The following is a 17407-nucleotide window of genomic DNA, read 5'->3' as shown; positions in this document are numbered from 1 at the left end:
GTTGAGGCTATCGGCGCCAAACACTTGCGGGAAGGGCGCGATCGCGATCAAAGTGATGCTCGTGAGGCGAAAGCACGCGCTACGGCGTCCGAAGGACGGCCCGCTCCCGGGGGCTCACGACGACGACCTTTCGCCCACGAGTTCCCGCAGGTACGAAGCCTTCGGCCGGGTGATGGCCGCGCTCGCCGCCGAGGCCGAGTTCATCGAGTCGTGCCGTGACCTGACCTGGTGGCGCGGCTCCGAGCGGAGCTGGCACCTCGAATGGCGCGACGGCCCCTACGCCTCCGAGGTGGCGGCGCTGCTCGACGAGCGGATGGGCGGCCTCGTCACGACCGCCGGCCCCGGTGGCGGCGCCTCGGCCGTGCTCCACGTGATGGGCGTCCGGTTCGTGCTGCGGGCCATCGATCCGATGGGCAGGGCGCGGGTCCGTGCCCGGCCGGGCTTCTGGCGGCTGGCCGAGGCGCTCGACACCACCCGCGCCACCAACACCCGCCATCCCTGGGAGGAACTGCTCGGCGGGTAGTCACCCCGGCCTTCGAGCAAGCGATTGCTTAGTCAGAAAGGGTTAACCGAAATTTGCCTTTTCTGTAGGATTGCATAATCTTCAAGGGGTCATCCCTAGACATTCCCGGGGCAGGGATGACCAGGGAATGGAGATGAACGACACCGCAATCGACTATGCCGACTTCGCCGAGTTCGACCGGCGGCAGCGCGGCATCGAACGTCACGTGCTGGCGGCCTTCCTGGGAGGACTGGTCGTCGGCCTGGTCGGCATGCTCCTGTCCGGCAAGGGCCCCGAGTGGGTCGGGCAGATCTACGATCCCTATGCCTACGTCGCGCTGACCCTGATCGTGGGGGCCACCGCGTCCGGGTTCGGATGGGCGCTGCTGACGACCTTTCTCGCCGCCGTGTCCATGCTGGTCGCGGCCATGGGCGGGAGCGCGTTCCGCGGTGAGCTCACCTTCGACGTGATCGGCGACACCCCCGCCGGGCTCAACTGGATGGTCGCCATGCTGGTCGGCCTCGGACTGCTCGCCTACCTGACCCGCAGGCGCGACCACTGGGGCGACCTCGCCGCCGGCCTCGTGGGGGCGGTGCTGCTCACCGACGTGATCGACCGGGCCACGCCGGGTTTCATCGGCGACGTGCGGGAGTTCTGGCCGGGGCCCGCCCTGCTGATCGGCGCCCTGTCCGTCATCCTGGTGATCGTGGTGCGCAGGAGCGCCCGGGGCCGCGTGCGCGCGCTCGCCGTCACCGCCGTGCTGGCCGGCGTGTCCGCCCTCGTGCTCGCCGGTTCGGTGTCGGGCTGGTTCCCGCTCCCCGTTTAACCGGAGCGGCGTGCCGCCTCGAGTCGATAGCCTGTAATCCTTCACATCCAGGCTCGACCAAGGAGTAGCCGTGTTGCTGCGCATGTCGTCGTTGTTTCTTCGCACCCTGCGGGACGACCCGGCAGACGCGGAAGTGCCGAGCCACAAGCTCCTCGTCCGTGCCGGCTATGTCCGGCGGGTGGCGCCCGGCATCTATTCGTGGCTGCCCCTCGGCAAGATGGTGCTCGAGAACGTAGCCCGCGTCGTCCGCGAGGAGATGGACCGGATGGGCGGCCAGGAGGTGCTCTTCCCCGCCCTGCTGCCCCGCGAATACTACGAGGCCACCGGCCGCTGGACCGAATACGGTGACACGCTCTTCCGGCTGCGTGACCGCAAGGGCGCCGACTACCTCCTCGGGCCCACGCACGAGGAGCTCTTCACCGACATGGTCAAGGGCGAATACTCCTCGTACAAGGACTATCCGGTCACGCTTTACCAAATTCAGACCAAATACCGCGATGAGGCGCGGCCTCGCGCAGGCATCCTGCGCGGCCGGGAGTTCCTCATGAAGGACTCCTACTCCTTCGACCTCGACGACGACGGTCTCAAGCGCTCCTACGAGCAGCACCGCGAGACCTACATCAAGACCTTCGACCGGCTCGGCATCAACTACAAGATCGTGTTCGCCACGTCCGGCGCGATGGGCGGCTCGGCCTCGGAGGAGTTCCTGGCGCCGACCCCCACGGGCGAGGACACCTTCGTCGCCTGCCACTCGTGCGGCTACGCGGCCAACGCCGAGGCCGTCACCACGACACCCCCCGCCGCCGGGTCCCTCGACGGCCTGGAGGAGCAGCGGGTCCTCGACACCCCCGGCACCCCGACCATCGAGACGCTGGTCTCGTACGTCAACGAGCACCACGGCCTGTCGATCACCGCCGCCGACACCCTGAAGAACGTCGTCGTCAAGGTCTCCACGCCCGGCTCCGACAAGGTCGAGACCCTGGTCATCGGCGTGCCCGGTGACCGCGAGGTCGACTTCAAGCGCCTGGAGGCCGTGCTGGCCCCCGGCGAGCCCGCGATCTTCGAGGCCGACGACTTCGCCAGGCACCCCGGCCTGGTGCGCGGCTACATCGGCCCGCAGGTGCTGCGCGACCTCGGCATCCGCTACCTCGTCGACCCCCGCGTCGTCACGGGCAGTTCCTGGGTGACCGGCGCCAACCAGCCCGGCAAGCACGCCGCCCACGTGGTCGCGGGGCGCGACTTCGTCCCCGACGGCACGATCGAGGCCGCCGAGGTGCGCGCCGGAGACCCCTGCCCCCGCTGCGGGTCGGCGCTGTCCATCGATCGCGGCATCGAGATCGGCCACATCTTCCAGCTCGGCCGCAAATACGCCGACGCCGCCGGCCTCGACGCGCTCGGCCCCGACGGCAAGCCGATCCGCATCACGATGGGCTCCTATGGCATCGGCGTCTCCCGCGCGGTGGCCGTCATCGCCGAGCAGCTGCACGACCCGCTCGGCCTGGTGTGGCCCCGCGAGGTGGCCCCCGCCGACGTGCACATCGTCGGCACCGGCAAGGAGCACCAGGTGGAGGCGGCGCTGGAGCTGGGCGCCGAGCTCGAGTCCCGGGGCCTGCGCGTGCTGGTGGACGACCGGGCCGGGGTGTCGCCCGGGGTCAAGTTCAAGGACGCCGAGTTGCTCGGGCTGCCGACCATCGTGGTCGTGGGCCGCGGGCTCACCCAGGGCGTCGTGGAGCTGCGCGACCGGGTCTCGGGAGACAAGTCGGAGATCCCCCTCGCCGAGGCCGCCGACCTCATCACCGCCGCCGCCCGATCCTGAGCTCTCGCCCGAACCTGAAACGCGTCGCCCGATCCCGATCCCACCCGCCCGGGCGCCCCGGGTCAGCCGCCCGGTGTCGTGCCGGACGGCCGCGGGGTCGGCGCGGGCAGGCCGGGGAAGGCGCTGATCGTGGGCTGGAACGAGTAGGACCGGGTGACCGACTCCTGCATGGCCAGCGCCGCGTACTTCCGCAGCTCCGCGTCGTCGCAGGCGGCCAGCTCCAGGTAGGCGGCCGTCATGCCCGCCTCCACGTGCACCGCGAGCCGTACGGCGTCGGCGGCCCTGGTGGGGACGACGGGCAGGGCGTAGGACGCCTCCGGCTCCGCCGGTCGGCCGCCCCGGCCCGTGATGAACGTGCGGAGCTGGTCGCGGCGGGCCCGGTGGGCGTCGAACGCCCTGGTCGCCATGGCCCGCAGCGCCCCTGAGGTGCGGGCGCCGATCAGGCCGTAGGCGAAGACGGCCGCGTGCTCCCCGGACAGCGCCTTGCGCAGCTTGTCGGCGTCGTCGCTCACAGCGACCTCGGCAGGGCGACGGCGTGGGCCGCCTCGCAGGCGCCGATGCTGGCCACCAGCTGGGCCATGGCCGGGGACACACCGGTCAGCTGGCGGGTGCGCAGGGCGGCCGCCCTGCGTTCGAGGGCGCGCAGCCGCGACAGCGACACCTTGGGCGTGGCCGTGGCAGAGGGGGTGGCGGAGCCGGTGGCCGACGGGGCGGCCGACGGGGCGGGGACATCGGGGAAGCGCCTGCGCAGCTCGGCCACATGGGCCCGATGGCGATCCCTGAACGGGGCCAGCTTGGCGCCGCCCGCCGCGATCAGCGTGGAGTAGAGGGCGATCGTCGCCTCCTTCTCGGCGATCAGCTGCCGGGCCAGCACGCGCTCGGGCGGCTCCGGCACTGGTGAGGCGGGCGGGGCGCCGGTCGTGGTGCTGCATCCCGCCAGTGCCGCCGCGGCTGCTCCGCCCGCCAGCACGGCTCGCCGGGAGAGAGAAGGGCGCACGGACAGGGACCTCCAGGACGACGGACCGCAGCTAGCATCGTAAGGGCTCGTGCCCCCGCTCGCTGTCAGGCCGGGCTCGCCATTCCCCCCGCGTCGAGTGGCGCTCTTTCCGTGCCCTCGTACAGATAGGGTGTCAACTGTCGTCGCTGGCTGAGAGCCCGCACGGCGGAGAGCCAGTGGCGAGGTCCGCCCGGCTGAGACTTGACAATAGGGGAGGTCGATATGGGCAGCGCATCACCCCGCGACCACCTGATGAAGCTCCTCGAGCCCGTCGTCAGCGCGGAGGGCCTCGACTTGGAGGACGTCACGGTCACGCAGGCCGGCAAGCGCCGGCTGCTGCGCGTGATCGTCGATCGAGACGGCGGGGTGAGCCTCGACGACGTCGCCGATGTGAGCCAGGCCGTCTCCGCCGCGCTGGACGATGACGACACGATGGGCATCGCGGCCTACACACTCGAGGTCTCCTCACCGGGCGTCGACCGCCCGCTGATCGAGCCGCGCCACTGGCGGCGCGCCGCCAAGCGGCTGGTGAAGGCCGAGCTGAGAGACGGCACCGTGGTGGAGGGCCGAGTGCGCTCGGCCGACGAGAGCGGCGTCGACCTCGAGATCGACGGCGCCGATCGCCGGCTCGACTATCAGGACCTGACCCGCGGACGGGTGCAGGTGGAGTTCCGCCGGATCGACGACGACACCGACGTCGACGGCGACGAAGGCTAAGGGGGAAGCCTCGTGGACATCGACATGAGCGTCCTGCGCAGCCTGGAGCGGGAGAAGGACATCTCCTTCGACCTGGTCGTCAAGGCGATCGAGGACGCGCTGCTGATCGCATACTTCCGCACCGAGGGCGCCGCGCCCAAGGCGCGGGCCGAGCTCGACAAGGCGAGCGGGCATGTGACGATCTGGGCGGCCGAGCTCGACGACGACGGCGAGATCGTCCGGGAGTACGACGACACACCTGGCAATTTCAGCAGGATCGCGGCGACCACCGCCAAGCAGGTGATACTGCAGCAGTTGCGCGACGCCGAAGACGAGATCAACTTCGGCGAGTTCGCCAGCCGCGAGGGCGAGCTGGTCTCCGGCGTGATCCAGCAGGGCAAGGATCCACGCGTGGTGCTGGTCGACCTCGGCAAGATCGAGGCCGTGCTGCCGCACAACGAGCAGGTGCCCGGCGAAGACTACGTTCACGGCGAGCGCATCCGCGCCTACGTGGTGCAGGTCAAGAAGGGGCACAAGGGGCCCTCGGTCACGCTGTCGCGCACCCATCCCGGTCTGGTGAAGAAGCTGTTCGCGCTCGAGGTGCCGGAGATCGCCGACGGGACCGTCGAGATCGCCGCGGTGGCCCGCGAGGCCGGTCACCGCACCAAGATCGCGGTCAGGTCCCGCAAGCAGGGCGTCAACGCCAAGGGCGCCTGCATCGGCCCGATGGGGTCCCGGGTGCGTAACGTGATGACCGAACTACACGGCGAGAAGATCGACATCATCGACTGGTCCGAGGACCCGGGCGAGTTCGTCGGGAATGCTCTGTCTCCCGCGCGTGTTTCCCATGTGGAGGTCCTCGATCTCGAGGGGCGAGTGGCGAGGGTGACCGTGCCCGACTACCAGCTTTCGCTGGCCATCGGCAAGGAAGGGCAGAATGCCCGGCTCGCTGCCAGGCTCACCGGATGGCGGATTGACATCCGCCCTGACACCCAGGCCGAGGATGCCGCCGGTTCCGTAGATGCGTCAACGCGGTAAGCTGGAATATGGTGGCCACGCAGCCCCACAGCGCACCTGTGTGGGCTGCAGGGGTCGCACGGCAAAGTCCGAGCTGCTCCGCCTGGTGCTGGTCGAGGATCATGTGACCCCTGACCTGCGAGGACGGCTCCCTGGCCGGGGTGCATCGCTGCATCCGTCCATGAGTTGTCTGGAGCTTGCCGAGCGTCGCCGGGCGTTTCCGCGCGCATTCCGCGTGCCGGGACCGCTTGACGTCTCGCGCGTGCGGGCGCACCTGGAAGAGGAGAAATACGAAATGTCATGTAGGACGCCGAGTTGATGGGCGGAGTCAGATTGCTATGAGCGCCTGATGAGCACGCGGCGATGAAGACGTCAAGGTAGCGACGGTCCGGACGGCACAGCCAGCCTCCCGGGCCAGTAAGGGAGTGCAGTGGCGAAGGTCCGGGTATACGAGCTCGCTAAGGAGTTCGGCGTAGAGAGCAAGGTCGTCATGGCCAAGCTCCAGGAGATGGGAGAGTTCGTCCGTTCGGCGTCCTCCACCATCGAGGCGCCGGTGGTCCGCAGGCTCACCGAAGCATTGGGCGCATCCAAGGGTGGGTCCTCAAGGGGCGGCGGTTCGCCGTCCAAGCCGCAGCCACCGAAGGCTGCACCACGGCCGGCGGGTGGCCAGGCCGGCAACGGCGTCGCCGAGGCGTCGACCCCCACAGTCCCGCGTCCGGGTCCCAAGCCCGGTCCGCGTCCCGGCCCGGCGACGAGCGGCACGCCGCGTCCGCCGGTGCCCATGCCCCAGCAGCAGCCGCCGGCGCAGCAGCCTGAGGCCGCTCGTGGCGACACGTCCGGGGCTCCGCAGGCCCGTTTCGACAGCGGCGCGCGTCCTGACAGCGCTCCCCGCGCCGACGGTGGCGCGCGTCCGGCGCCAGGCCCGCGTCCGGGCCCCGCGGCCCGTCCGGGTCCCAAGCCCGGTCCCGCGGCCCGTCCCGGCGCGTCCGGTGGCGGTGCCTCCGGCGGCGCGCGTCCCGGGGCTTCCACCGGTGGTGGTCCCCGTCCGGGTCCCGGCCCCAAGCCGGGTCCTCGTGGCCCCCGTCCCGGCAACAACCCGTTCTCGTCCAACGCCAGCGGCATGGGCCAGTCCCGTCCGCCGCGCCCCGGCGCCGGCCGCGATGGCGGCGGCCCCGGTCAGCGTGAGCGTCGCGACGGCCCGCCGCGCGACGGCGGCATCCCGCGCCCGCCGCAGAGTCGTGGTGGCGGCGAGGGCAGGCCGGGCACGGCCGGTCCGCGTCCGGGTCCGCCCGGTGCCGCGGGTCCGCGTCCCGGTCCCGGTGCGGGTGGTCCCCGTCCCGGTGGTCCGCGTCCCAACCCGATGATGATGCCGCAGGGCCGTCCTTCCGGTCCCGGTGGCGGTGGCGGCGGTGGCCGTCCCGGTGGCGGTGGCGGCGGTGGCCGTCCCGGCGGTGGTGGCGGCGGTGGCCGTCCGGGTGGCGGTGGCGGCGGTCGTCCCGGTGGTGGCGGCGGCGGTTTCGCCGGTCGTCCCGGCGGCGGCGCGGGCCGTCCCGGCACGAGCACCGGTGGTCCCGGTGGCGGCGGCGGTTTCGCCGGTCGTCCCGGCGGCGGTGGCCGCGGTCGCGGCGGCGGCACCGCGGGCGCCTTCGGGCGTCCCGGCGGTCGTCCCGCGCGTGGTCGCAAGTCCAAGCGTCAGAGGCGCCAGGAGTTCGACAACATGTCGGCTCCGGCGATCGGCGGCGTGCAGGTCGCTCGTGGCAACGGCGCGACGATCCGCCTTCCGCGCGGCGCGTCGCTGGCCGACTTCGCCGACCGGATCGGCGCCAACCCCGCCGCGCTGGTGCAGATCATGCTGCACCTCGGCGAGATGGTGACCGCCACCCAGTCGGTCAACGAGGAGACGCTGCAGCTGCTCGGCGCCGAGCTCGACTACAACATCCAGGTGGTCAGCCCGGAGGAGGAGGACCGCGAGCTTCTCGAGGCCTTCGACATCGAGTTCGGCGAGGACGAGGGCGACGAGGCCGACCTGGCCGCGCGTCCGCCGGTCGTGACCGTCATGGGTCACGTCGACCACGGTAAGACCAAGCTGCTCGACGCCATCCGCAAGACCAACGTGGCGGCGCGCGAGGCGGGTGGCATCACCCAGCACATCGGCGCCTACCAGGTCGCCACCGAGCACGAGGGCGAAGAGCGCAAGGTCACCTTCATCGACACCCCGGGTCACGAGGCGTTCACCGCCATGCGTGCCCGTGGTGCCAAGGCGACCGACATCGCCGTGCTGGTGGTCGCGGCCGACGACGGCGTGAAGCCGCAGACGATCGAGGCCCTCAACCACGCCCAGGCGGCCGACGTGCCGATCGTGGTCGCGGTCAACAAGGTCGACAAGGAGGGCGCCGACCCCAACAAGGTCAGGGCCCAGCTCACCGAGTACGGCCTGGTGGCGGAGGAGTACGGCGGCTCGACGCTGTTCGTCGACATCTCGGCCAAGAACGGCACCGGCATCGAGGACCTCCTCGAGGCCATCGTGCTGACCGCCGACGCCGAGCTCGACCTGCGGGCCAACCCGACGATGGACGCTCAGGGCATCGCGATCGAGGCTCACCTCGACAAGGGCCGCGGCCCCGTCGCGACCGTCCTGGTCCAGCGCGGCACGCTCCGCGTCGGCGACTCCATCGTCTGTGGCGAGGCCTTCGGCCGCGTCCGGGCGATGCTCGACGACAACGGCGAGCCGGTCGACGAGGCCACCCCGTCCCGTCCCGTCCAGGTGATGGGTCTGACGGCCGTGCCGGGCGCCGGCGACAACTTCATCGTCGTCACCGACGACCGGATGGCCAGACAGATCGCCCAGCAGCGCGCGGCGCGCAAGCGCAGCGCCGACATGGCGAAGTCGAGCCGTCGCCGCACCCTCGAGGAGCTGTTCAGCGACCTCGAGAAGGGTCGCGTCGACGAGCTCAAGCTCATCATCAAGGGTGACGTGTCCGGTTCGGTGGAGGCCCTGGAAGACGCTCTGCTCAAGATCGACGTCGGGGACGAGGTCAACCTTCGGGTGCTGCACCGCGCCGTCGGTGCGATCACCGAGTACGACGTCAACCTGGCCGTCGCCGACGACAACGCGGTCATCATCGGCTTCAACGTCCGGCCCGAGCCCCGGGCACGCGACCTGGCCGAGCGCGAGGGCGTCGACATCCGCTACTACTCGGTCATCTACCAGGCGATCGAGGAGATCGAAGCGGCGCTCAAGGGCATGCTCAAGCCCGAGTTCGAAGAGGTCCAGATGGGCACGGCGGAGGTCCGCGAGATCTTCAAGGTGCCGAAGATCGGCAATGTCGCCGGTTCGCTGGTCCGCTCCGGTGTGATCGTCCGCAACAGCAAGGCCAGGGTGATCCGCGACGGCGTCGTCGTCGCCGACAACCTGACGGTCTCCTCGCTGCGGCGCTTCAAGGAGGACGCGACCGAGGTCCGCGAGGGCTTCGAGTGCGGCATCGGGCTCGGTTACAACGATCTCCGGATCGACGACGTGATCGAGACGTTCGAGATGCGGGAGAAGCCGCGCGCGTAAACACGCGGCCGGGCGCCCGGCGGACCATCCGCCGGGCGCCTCTCGTACGCCTGGGCCTGGTCACCACCGCAGCAGGCCCGGCGTGCGCTTCACTCACCAGTACAAGCGGTGGTTGCCAACAATGTATGTGGGTGCGCTTACCCTGGACATCCTGCTCGGCGACGTGCACTCGCTGAAGCAGAAGCGCTCGGTCGTGCGGCCGCTGGTCGCCGAGCTGCACCGGCGCTTTCCCGCCGTCGCCGTAGCCGAGACCGGCCATCTCGACCTGCATCGCAGGGCTGAAGTCGGCATCGCGGTGGTCTCCGCCTCAGCGGGCAACTGCAAGGAGGTGCTGGACGCCTGCGAGCGGGTGGTGGCGTTCCATCCTGAGATCGAGCTGCTGTCGGCCAGGCAGCGGCTCTACAACGACGATGACTGAACGACTGCACGACCACGGTCGTGCGTGAGGGGGAGCGAACATGGTGGATGCAGCACGAGCCCGCAAGCTCGCCGATCGCATCCAGCAGATCGTCGCCGAGATGCTGGAGCGTCGGATCAAGGACCCGCGTCTGGGCTTTGTGACCGTGACCGACACCCGCATCACCGCCGACCTGCGCGAGGCCACGGTCTTCTACACGGTGTTCGGCTCCGAGGCCGAGCGCGCCGACAGCGCCGCTGCTCTCGAAAGCGCCAAGGGCATCATCCGGTCCGAGGTGGGCAAGCAGACGGGCGTGCGCTTCACTCCGACACTGACGTTCACCCATGACCCGCTGCCCGACAGCGCCCGCCAGCTCCACGACCTGATCAACGCGGCCAGGGCCAGAGACGCCGAGGTGGCGCGCAAGGCGGAGGGCGCCGCCTACGCCGGCGAGGCCGACCCCTACAAGAAGCCCGACGAGGACGAGGCCGACCTCGACAAGAAGCCGGATGAGGACGACGCCGACCAGGCGGGACACCCGGCGTCGTGACACCCGACGTGCGTGACCGCATCGACCGCCCGCCCCGCGTGGGATCCGCCCCGTCCCCGATCTCCGAGGACACGTGGCGGCGGGCGCTCGAGCTGATCGCGCGGACCGACGAGATCGCGCTGGCCTGCCACGTGTCGCCGGACGGTGACGCGCTCGGCTCGATGCTGGCCACCGGCTTCGCGCTGAGGTCGATGGGCAAGCGGGTGGTCGCGTCCTTCGGCGACCGGCCCTTCGAGGTGCCGCGCCTGCTGCGCTACCTGCCGGGCCAGGACATGCTGGTCCCACCGCAGGACTACCCTGCGGCGCCCGAGCTGATGATGACGTTCGACTCCCCGTCGGCCGAGCGGCTGGGCATGATCGAGCCGAGTCTCGCCGCCGCCCGCGAGGTCATCGTGGTCGACCACCACCCGTCCAACACCGGCTTCGGCACGCTCGGCCTCGTCGACCCCGGCGCCGCGGCGACGACCATGCTCGCCGAGCAGCTCATCTACCGGCTCGGCGGCACCCTTGACCGTGACATCGCCACCTGCCTCTACACGGGGCTGGTGACCGACACCGGATCGTTCAGGCACTCCTCGACGTCGCCCGCGGCCCACCAGATGGCCGCCCGGATGGTCGCCACCGGGCTGCGCACCGACGAGATCGCCCGTGAGCTGTGGGACCGCTCACCGTTCGGCTATCTCAAGGTGCTCGCTGCCGCGCTCGACCGGGTGGTGCTGCGCGACGGGCTGGTCTGGACCTACGTCACGCGGGTCGACCGCGCCGCCTACGGCCTGCCCTATTCTGAGATCGAAGGCATCATCGACATCGTACGGCGCACCGACGAGGCCGAGGTGGCCGTGGTGCTGAAAGAGGACGACGAGGGCGCCTGGCAGGTGTCGACCCGGTCCAAAGGCACGGCCGACGTGGGATCGCTCTGCGCGGCGATGGGCGGCGGCGGGCACCGCAACGCGGCCGGGTTCACCTCGCACGAGAGCGTTGACGACACCATCGGCGCGATCCGCCGTCTGCTGGGGAAGGTCTGATGGCCGAGAGCGGTCTGATCATCGTCGACAAGCCGGCCGGCTGGACCTCCCACGACGTGGTGGCCCGCATCAGGCGCCTCGCGGGCACCCGGCGGGTGGGCCACGCGGGCACGCTCGACCCGATGGCCACGGGCGTCCTGGTGATCGGCGTGGAGAAGGCGACCCGCCTGCTCGGCCACCTGGCGTTGACGGAGAAGGTCTATTCGGCCACCATGCGGCTCGGCGTGACCACCAACACCGACGACGCCGAGGGTGAGGTCACCGCGACGGCTTCGGCGGCGGGCGTGACGCCGGCTGAGATCCGGAAGGGGATCACCGCGCTCACGGGCGAGATCATGCAGATCCCGCCGCAGGTCAGCGCGATCAAGGTCAACGGAGAGCGGGCCTACAAGCGGGCCCGTGCCGGTGAGGACGTCGAGCTGGCCGCCCGCCCGATCACCGTGCGCGCCTTCGAGGTGCTCGACATCCGGGGGCAGGACGACCTCGTCGACGTGGACGCGGTCATCACCTGCTCCAGCGGCACCTACATCCGGGCGCTGGCCCGCGACCTGGGAGCCGGGCTGGGCGTCGGCGGGCACCTGACGCGGCTGCGCCGCACCCGGGTCGGCCCCTACGACCTGTCGCTGGCCAGGACCCTCGACGAGCTGGCCGCCGACTGCGCGATCCTGCCCATCGGGGAGGCCGTCGCGGCGGCGTTCACGCGGCGGGACGTGACGGCCGAGGAGGCCGTGGTCGTCCGGCACGGCGGGCGGCTGCCGGCGGCCGGGCTGGGCAAGGAGCCGATCGGCGTGTTCGGCCCGGGCGGGGAGCTGCTCGCGCTGGTCGAGGAGCAGGGCCGGCTGGCCAAGCCGCTCGCGGTCTTCGTGACCTAGCGGGTCACCGCTTGCGGGCCACCATGACGTCGCGGACGATCGCCTGGTCCACCCAGTGCTCGAAGTCGGGGTAGTCGGCCACCTCGAGCCCGGCGGACGTGAGGATCAGCGCCAGCTGGTCGCGGTTGCCGCCGTAGGTGTTCCACGAGATGCCGAGCGCGCCGCCGGGCCGCAGCAGCTCCGTCCAGACCGGCACGGCCTGCCGGATCAGCTCGAGCGGGCTGCGTGAGAGCCCGCCGCCGCCCTTGCTGCCGTGCTGTACGCCGTAGGGCGCGTCGGTGACGATCACGTCGAACGAGTGTGGCTTGAAGAACTCCCGCCCGCGCAGGGTGTCGGCGTTGACCACCGAGACGTGCTGCACATCGCCCGCCTTGAACGCCTCCTTCGACAGCCCGAAGGTGATGTTGAGCCGCCGCCCGGCCAGCGCCCGCTCGCGCCGCACGGGCACGGTCTCGGCGGTGTGCTTGAGCCGTTTGTTCTTCAGCCAGGTTCTGAGGAAGCCGGAGTAGGCCTCGAAGTCCTTGCCGTCGATGTCGACGCCGTAGGCGTCGTATCCGTACATGAGGGCCTGGTTGAGCGTGGTGCCGCGGCCGCACATCGGGTCGAAGACCGCCAGTTTCCGGTCGAGGCCGAAGTCGGAGGCCAGCACGGTCACGTTGAGCAGCAGCTTGGTGAAGTGCTCGTTGGTCTTGCCGGCGTACTTCTGGATCGTGATCAGGTCGCTGCTCAGCCGGTCGAGCGGCCGCATGGTGAGCGGCCGCAGCAGGTCGCCCTCCAGCTCGAACAGCGCGTAGACCGACGACAGGTTGGACAGCAAATCGAGGTCACGCGAGGTCGGTGACCCCTCGAAGGTGACATAAGGTACGCCACCGAGGATGGTCTCCTCGATGTCCGACACCTGGCCTTCCATCGCGCGGCCGAAGACCGTCAGCTCGGCACGGGTCAGCCGGACGGAGCTGGCGGCGTAGACCCGGTTGAAGGCAGGCAGGATCAGGAGGGCGTATCGAGGCATGGTGCGATCGATCGTACCGCCCTCGATTGGAACGAAGACCGACCAGCATGGCAGGCTGGTGGGGATTGATCTGCCACGAGCGAATGGGGCCGGGTGTGCAGGATTCGGAGAGGGCCGTGGTCGCGATCGGCGTGTTCGACGGCGTCCACCGCGGACACCGGCGGGTGGTCGAGCGAGTCGTCGACATCGCCCGCGAGCGGGGGGCGCGCGGCGTGGCCGTCACGTTCGAGCCGCATCCCACGGAGGTGGTGCGGCCCGGCTCGCATCAGCCCCGGCTCAGCACGTCCAGGCGCCGCACCGAGTTGCTGGCCGGGCTGGGGGTCGACGAGGTCTGCGTGCTGGAGTTCACGCTCGAGCTGTCGCGGATGAGCCCCGGCGAGTTCGTCCAGACGGTCCTGGCCGACCGCCTGCGCGCCGCCGCCGTCGTGGTGGGGGAGGGCTTCACGTTCGGTCACCACGCGGCCGGCGACGTCGAGACCCTGCGCACACTGGGGGAGAAATACGACTTCACGGTCGAGGCCGTCCCGCTGCTCGACGGGGTCTCCAGCAGCGGGATCCGCGAGCGGCTCGTAGCGGGCGACGTCGAGGGCGCGACCGCGGCACTGGGCCGTCCGCACCGCGTGGAGGGCGTGGTCGTCCGCGGCTACCAGCGCGGCCGTCAACTCGGCTTTCCCACCGCCAACGTCGAGACGCCGCCGCACACCGCCATCCCCGCCGACGGGGTCTACGCGGGCTGGCTCGAATGCGTGCCCGTCGCCAACCTGCCCGCCCTGTACGAGGGCGAGCGCTGGCCCGCGGCCATCTCGGTCGGCACCAACCCGACGTTCGAGGGCGTCCCGCGCACCGTCGAGGCGTACGCGCTCGACCGCGACGACCTGGAGCTGTACGGCGTGCACGTGGCGGTCGACTTCGCCGCGAGGCTCCGCGGCAACACCAGGTTCGACTCCATCGAGGCGCTCGTCGCCCAGATCCACGCCGACGTCGCCGAGACCCGCCGCCTGACCGGCTGAGCCCGTGGCGCGTGACGATACGCGAGCATGCGACTCGGGGTGGTAACCTTGTATGTCGGCTCTGTGACGGCGGCGTTGAGCGCTGCCCGAAGGGCTTCGCTGCGGCGACTGTAGGCACGCACGGTCGTTCGCATTCCATATTCATTCGTGCGTGTCCGTATATTTGAAGGAGAGCCGTGTCCCTCGACACCGCTGCCAAGAAGTCCATCATCGCCGAGTACGCGACGGCCGACGGCGACACCGGGTCGCCCGAGGTGCAGATCGCGCTCCTCAGCAAGCGCATCAGCGAGCTCACCGAGCACCTGAAGACGCACAAGCACGACCACCACAGCCGTCGTGGTCTGCTCCTGCTCGTCGGGCGCCGGCGCCGTCTGCTGAAGTACCTGCAGAAGGTCGACATCGCCCGTTACCGCTCGCTCATCGAGCGGCTCGGACTGCGCCGATAACATGAGGAGGGAGCGGCGTCCGCGTCGCTCCCTTCGGTTATCAGCCCGGCGCGTCGGGAGGCATGCCACCGCGCGCCTGGCGTACAACTGAATATCCGAGACACTTACAGCCCCCGCGTCCGCACAAGCACCATGCGACCCGCGACGCATGCGGGCCGGTCCTCGGTAGTGGCTTCCGGTCATAAGGACCGGGCGCTTCGATCGAAGACCGGCGCTGCACCTAACGAGGGTGCCGGTGAGAAGAGGGCGCGGGAGACCGACCGACCAAGGAGGTCCCCCGTGGAGGGTGTCCACACCGCCGAAGCCGTCATTGACAACGGCACTTTCGGCACGCGCACGATCAGATTCGAGACCGGTCGACTTGCCCGTCAGGCGGCGGGTTCCGCCGTCGCCTACCTCGACAGCGACACGATGGTGCTGTCCGCGACGACCGCGTCCAAGTCGCCCAAGGAAAACCTCGACTTCTTCCCGCTGACGGTGGACGTCGAGGAGCGCATGTACGCCGCGGGCCGCATCCCCGGCTCGTTCTTCCGGCGCGAGGGCCGTCCCTCCGAGGACGCCATCCTCACCTGCCGGCTGATCGACCGGCCGCTGCGCCCGTCGTTCGTCAAGGGCCTGCGCAACGAGGTGCAGGTCGTCGCCACCGTGCTGGCGCTCAACCCCGACCACCTCTACGACGTGGTCGCGATCAACGCCGCCTCGCTGTCGACCCAGCTGGCCGGGCTGCCGTTCTCCGGCCCGATCGGCGGCGTCCGCGTGGCGCTGATCGACGGCCAGTGGGTGGCCTTCCCGACCCAGACCGAGCTGGCCCGCGCCACGTTCGACATGGTCGTGGCCGGACGGGTGCTCGCCGACGGCGATGTCGCGATCATGATGGTCGAGGCCGAGTCCACCAAGGACACGCTGAAGCTGGTCGCCGAGGGCGCCGTCGCGCCCACCGAGGAGACCGTCGCGCAGGGCCTCGATGCCGCCAAGCCGTTCATCAAGGTGCTGTGCGAGGCGCAGTCTCGCATCGCGCAGGTCGCGGCCAAGGAGACGGCCGAGTACCCCGTGTTCCTCGACTACCAGGAGGACGTCTACAACGCGGTCGAGGCCGCGGTGAAGACCGAGCTGGCCGCGGCGCTGACCATCGCCGCCAAGCAGGAGCGCGAGACCGAGCTCGACAAGGTCAAGGCGCTGGCCGGGGAGAAGCTGCTGTCCGAGTTCGAGGGCCGCGAGAAGGAGATCTCCGCCGCGTTCCGCTCGGTGATGAAGAACCTCATGCGCGAGCGGGTCATCAAGGAGGGCCTGCGCATCGACGGCCGCGGCACCAAGGACATCCGCGCGCTGTCCGCCGAGGTCCACGTGGTCCCGCGGGTGCACGGCTCGGCCCTGTTCGAGCGTGGTGAGACCCAGATCATGGGCATCACGACGCTCAACATGCTGCGCATGGAGCAGGTCATCGACACGCTCAACCCCGAGCGCACCAAGCGCTACATGCACAACTACAACTTCCCGCCCTACTCCACCGGTGAGACCGGCCGGGTGGGTTCGCCCAAGCGCCGCGAGATCGGCCACGGCGCGCTCGCCGAGCGGGCGCTGACCCCGGTCCTGCCCTCGCGTGAGGAGTTCCCCTACGCGATCCGGCAGGTCTCCGAGGCCCTGGGCTCCAACGGCTCGACCTCGATGGGCTCGGTCTGCGCGTCCACGATGGCGCTGCTCGACGCGGGTGTGCCGCTGCGGGCGATGGTCGCGGGCATCGCGATGGGCCTGATCGGCGACGGCGACAACTACGTCACGCTGACCGACATCCTCGGCGCCGAAGACGCCATGGGCGACATGGACTTCAAGGTCGCCGGCACCAAGGACGTCATCACCGCGCTCCAGCTCGACACCAAGCTCGACGGCATTCCCGCCTCGGTGCTCGCGGGCGCGCTGAAGCAGGCCAAGGGCGCCCGCCTGGCGATCCTCGACGTGATGCAGGAGGCGATCGACTCTCCGGCGGAGATGAACCCGACCGCGCCGCGGATCATCACGATCAAGGTCCCGGTCGACAAGATCGGCGAGGTCATCGGCCCGAAGGGCAAGATGATCAACCAGATCCAGGACGACACGGGCGCCGAGATCACCATCGAGGACGACGGCACGATCTACATCGGCGCCACCGACGGCCCGTCGGCCGAGGCCGCGCGGTCCGCGATCAACGGCATCGCCAACCCGCACATGCCGGAGGTCGGCGAGCGCTACCTGGGCACGGTCGTCAAGATCGCGGCGTTCGGCGCGTTCGTCTCGCTGATGCCCGGCAAGGACGGCCTGCTGCACGTCTCCCAGATCCGCAAGCTGCACGGCGGCAAGCGCATCGAGAACGTCGAAGACGTCATGAGCGTCGGCGAGAAGATCCAGGTCGAGATCGCCGAGATCGACCAGCGGGGCAAGCTCTCGCTCGTGCCGGTCGAGGTCATCGAGAAGGAGGCCGCCGAGAAGGAGGCCAAGGGCGAGTCCGGTGGCGCCGACGACGCGGAGGTCGCGTCCGCCGACGACAAGGCTCGCGAGGAGCGGCCCCGCCGCACCCGCACCCGCGTCCGCGCTCCCCGCAACGACGGGGACGACCGCAACTCGTGACCGAGCGTAGCGAGGGAACCATTAGACGCAGCACCTTGGTCACGGGGCCGACGAAGGAGGTCTCGTGACCGAGCGTAGCGA

Annotated in this window: 17 protein-coding genes; 14 read left to right on the top strand and 3 right to left on the bottom strand. The window is 70.4% G+C overall.

Features of this window, described 5'->3' with window-relative positions; all coding sequences use genetic code 11:
* Positions 1-55 precede the first annotated feature (55 nt).
* The 3 genes from AB0C16_RS20555 to AB0C16_RS20545 all read left to right on the top strand — a co-directional run bounded on the left by AB0C16_RS20555 (position 56) and on the right by AB0C16_RS20545 (position 3144).
* Positions 56-523: a hypothetical protein gene (locus tag AB0C16_RS20555; RefSeq protein WP_357685107.1), complete on the top strand. Its 468-nt coding sequence runs from the start codon at positions 56-58 to the stop codon at positions 521-523.
* Positions 524-656: 133 nt separating this feature from the next.
* Positions 657-1328, top strand: coding sequence for a hypothetical protein (locus tag AB0C16_RS20550; protein WP_357685105.1), 672 nt, complete (start codon positions 657-659; stop codon positions 1326-1328).
* 70 nt (positions 1329-1398) lie between these two features.
* Complete coding sequence (locus AB0C16_RS20545; protein WP_357685103.1) at positions 1399-3144, top strand: proline--tRNA ligase; 1746 nt, start codon at positions 1399-1401, stop codon at positions 3142-3144.
* A 62-nt stretch (positions 3145-3206) separates the two neighbouring features.
* Here AB0C16_RS20545 and AB0C16_RS20540 read toward each other — a convergent pair whose 3' ends face one another.
* Positions 3207-3656 carry a ferritin-like domain-containing protein gene (locus AB0C16_RS20540; RefSeq protein ID WP_357685101.1) on the bottom strand — a complete coding sequence of 150 codons (450 nt, stop codon included), beginning with the start codon at positions 3654-3656 and terminating at the stop codon, positions 3207-3209.
* Complete coding sequence (locus tag AB0C16_RS20535; protein WP_357685099.1) at positions 3653-4141, bottom strand: hypothetical protein; 489 nt, start codon at positions 4139-4141, stop codon at positions 3653-3655. The genes AB0C16_RS20540 and AB0C16_RS20535 overlap by 4 nt, the downstream gene beginning before the upstream one ends.
* 222 nt (positions 4142-4363) lie before the next feature.
* Between AB0C16_RS20535 and rimP the strand changes: the two genes are divergently transcribed.
* The 8 genes from rimP to truB all read left to right on the top strand — a co-directional run bounded on the left by rimP (position 4364) and on the right by truB (position 12257).
* On the top strand, positions 4364-4858 hold the full coding sequence (gene rimP / locus AB0C16_RS20530; protein ID WP_357685097.1) for a ribosome maturation factor RimP: 495 nt from the start codon (positions 4364-4366) through the stop codon (positions 4856-4858).
* 12 nt (positions 4859-4870) lie between these two features.
* On the top strand, positions 4871-5875 hold the full coding sequence (nusA, locus tag AB0C16_RS20525) for a transcription termination factor NusA (RefSeq protein WP_357685095.1): 1005 nt from the start codon (positions 4871-4873) through the stop codon (positions 5873-5875).
* Positions 5859-6173, top strand: coding sequence for a YlxR family protein (locus tag AB0C16_RS20520; RefSeq protein WP_357685093.1), 315 nt, complete (start codon positions 5859-5861; stop codon positions 6171-6173). Before nusA ends, AB0C16_RS20520 begins: the two co-directional genes overlap by 17 nt.
* A 111-nt stretch (positions 6174-6284) precedes the next feature.
* The gene (gene infB, locus AB0C16_RS20515) at positions 6285-9413 is read left to right on the top strand and encodes a translation initiation factor IF-2 (RefSeq protein ID WP_357685091.1); all 3129 of its coding nucleotides are present in this window, start codon (positions 6285-6287) and stop codon (positions 9411-9413) included.
* 121 nt (positions 9414-9534) lie between these two features.
* Positions 9535-9831, top strand: a complete 297-nt coding sequence (locus AB0C16_RS20510) for a DUF503 domain-containing protein (RefSeq protein ID WP_189127202.1) — start codon at positions 9535-9537, stop codon at positions 9829-9831.
* Between the two features lie 40 nt (positions 9832-9871).
* Positions 9872-10360 carry a 30S ribosome-binding factor RbfA gene (rbfA, locus tag AB0C16_RS20505; RefSeq protein WP_357685088.1) on the top strand — a complete coding sequence of 163 codons (489 nt, stop codon included), beginning with the start codon at positions 9872-9874 and terminating at the stop codon, positions 10358-10360.
* Positions 10357-11385, top strand: coding sequence for a bifunctional oligoribonuclease/PAP phosphatase NrnA (locus AB0C16_RS20500; RefSeq protein ID WP_357685086.1), 1029 nt, complete (start codon positions 10357-10359; stop codon positions 11383-11385). The genes rbfA and AB0C16_RS20500 overlap by 4 nt, the downstream gene beginning before the upstream one ends.
* Positions 11385-12257, top strand: a complete 873-nt coding sequence (gene truB, locus AB0C16_RS20495) for a tRNA pseudouridine(55) synthase TruB (protein ID WP_357685084.1) — start codon at positions 11385-11387, stop codon at positions 12255-12257. Before AB0C16_RS20500 ends, truB begins: the two co-directional genes overlap by 1 nt.
* A 4-nt stretch (positions 12258-12261) precedes the next feature.
* Here the strand turns inward: truB and AB0C16_RS20490 are convergent, their stop codons facing one another.
* Positions 12262-13269, bottom strand: a complete 1008-nt coding sequence (locus AB0C16_RS20490; protein ID WP_357685082.1) for an SAM-dependent methyltransferase — start codon at positions 13267-13269, stop codon at positions 12262-12264.
* A gap of 83 nt (positions 13270-13352) precedes the next feature.
* On the opposite strand from AB0C16_RS20490, the gene AB0C16_RS20485 reads away from it, so the two are divergent.
* From AB0C16_RS20485 to AB0C16_RS20475, 3 genes are all read left to right on the top strand, one after another.
* Complete coding sequence (locus AB0C16_RS20485) at positions 13353-14279, top strand: bifunctional riboflavin kinase/FAD synthetase (protein WP_357685273.1); 927 nt, start codon at positions 13353-13355, stop codon at positions 14277-14279.
* A 176-nt stretch (positions 14280-14455) separates the two neighbouring features.
* Positions 14456-14725 (top strand): 30S ribosomal protein S15, encoded by a 270-nt coding sequence (gene rpsO, locus AB0C16_RS20480; RefSeq protein ID WP_189127169.1) that lies wholly within the window; start codon positions 14456-14458, stop codon positions 14723-14725.
* A gap of 279 nt (positions 14726-15004) precedes the next feature.
* Positions 15005-17326 (top strand): polyribonucleotide nucleotidyltransferase, encoded by a 2322-nt coding sequence (locus tag AB0C16_RS20475; protein ID WP_357685079.1) that lies wholly within the window; start codon positions 15005-15007, stop codon positions 17324-17326.
* Positions 17327-17407: the final 81 nt, after the last annotated feature.

Origin of the sequence: Nonomuraea sp. NPDC048916 (assembly GCF_040649575.1) — a bacterium.
GTDB lineage: Bacteria > Actinomycetota > Actinomycetes > Streptosporangiales > Streptosporangiaceae > Nonomuraea.
This window is presented reverse-complemented; position numbering and strand designations above follow the sequence as displayed.

Coding starts and splice junctions, on each gene's coding strand:
- AB0C16_RS20555 (WP_357685107.1), top strand. CDS start 56: ATGCTCGTGAGGCGAAAGCACGCGCTACGGCGTCCGAAGGACGGCCCG.
- AB0C16_RS20550 (WP_357685105.1), top strand. CDS start 657: ATGAACGACACCGCAATCGACTATGCCGACTTCGCCGAGTTCGACCGG.
- rimP (WP_357685097.1), top strand. CDS start 4,364: ATGGGCAGCGCATCACCCCGCGACCACCTGATGAAGCTCCTCGAGCCC.
- AB0C16_RS20520 (WP_357685093.1), top strand. CDS start 5,859: ATGCGTCAACGCGGTAAGCTGGAATATGGTGGCCACGCAGCCCCACAG.
- AB0C16_RS20510 (WP_189127202.1), top strand. CDS start 9,535: ATGTATGTGGGTGCGCTTACCCTGGACATCCTGCTCGGCGACGTGCAC.
- rbfA (WP_357685088.1), top strand. CDS start 9,872: ATGGTGGATGCAGCACGAGCCCGCAAGCTCGCCGATCGCATCCAGCAG.
- truB (WP_357685084.1), top strand. CDS start 11,385: ATGGCCGAGAGCGGTCTGATCATCGTCGACAAGCCGGCCGGCTGGACC.
- AB0C16_RS20490 (WP_357685082.1), bottom strand. CDS start 13,269: ATGCCTCGATACGCCCTCCTGATCCTGCCTGCCTTCAACCGGGTCTAC.
- AB0C16_RS20485 (WP_357685273.1), top strand. CDS start 13,353: ATGGGGCCGGGTGTGCAGGATTCGGAGAGGGCCGTGGTCGCGATCGGC.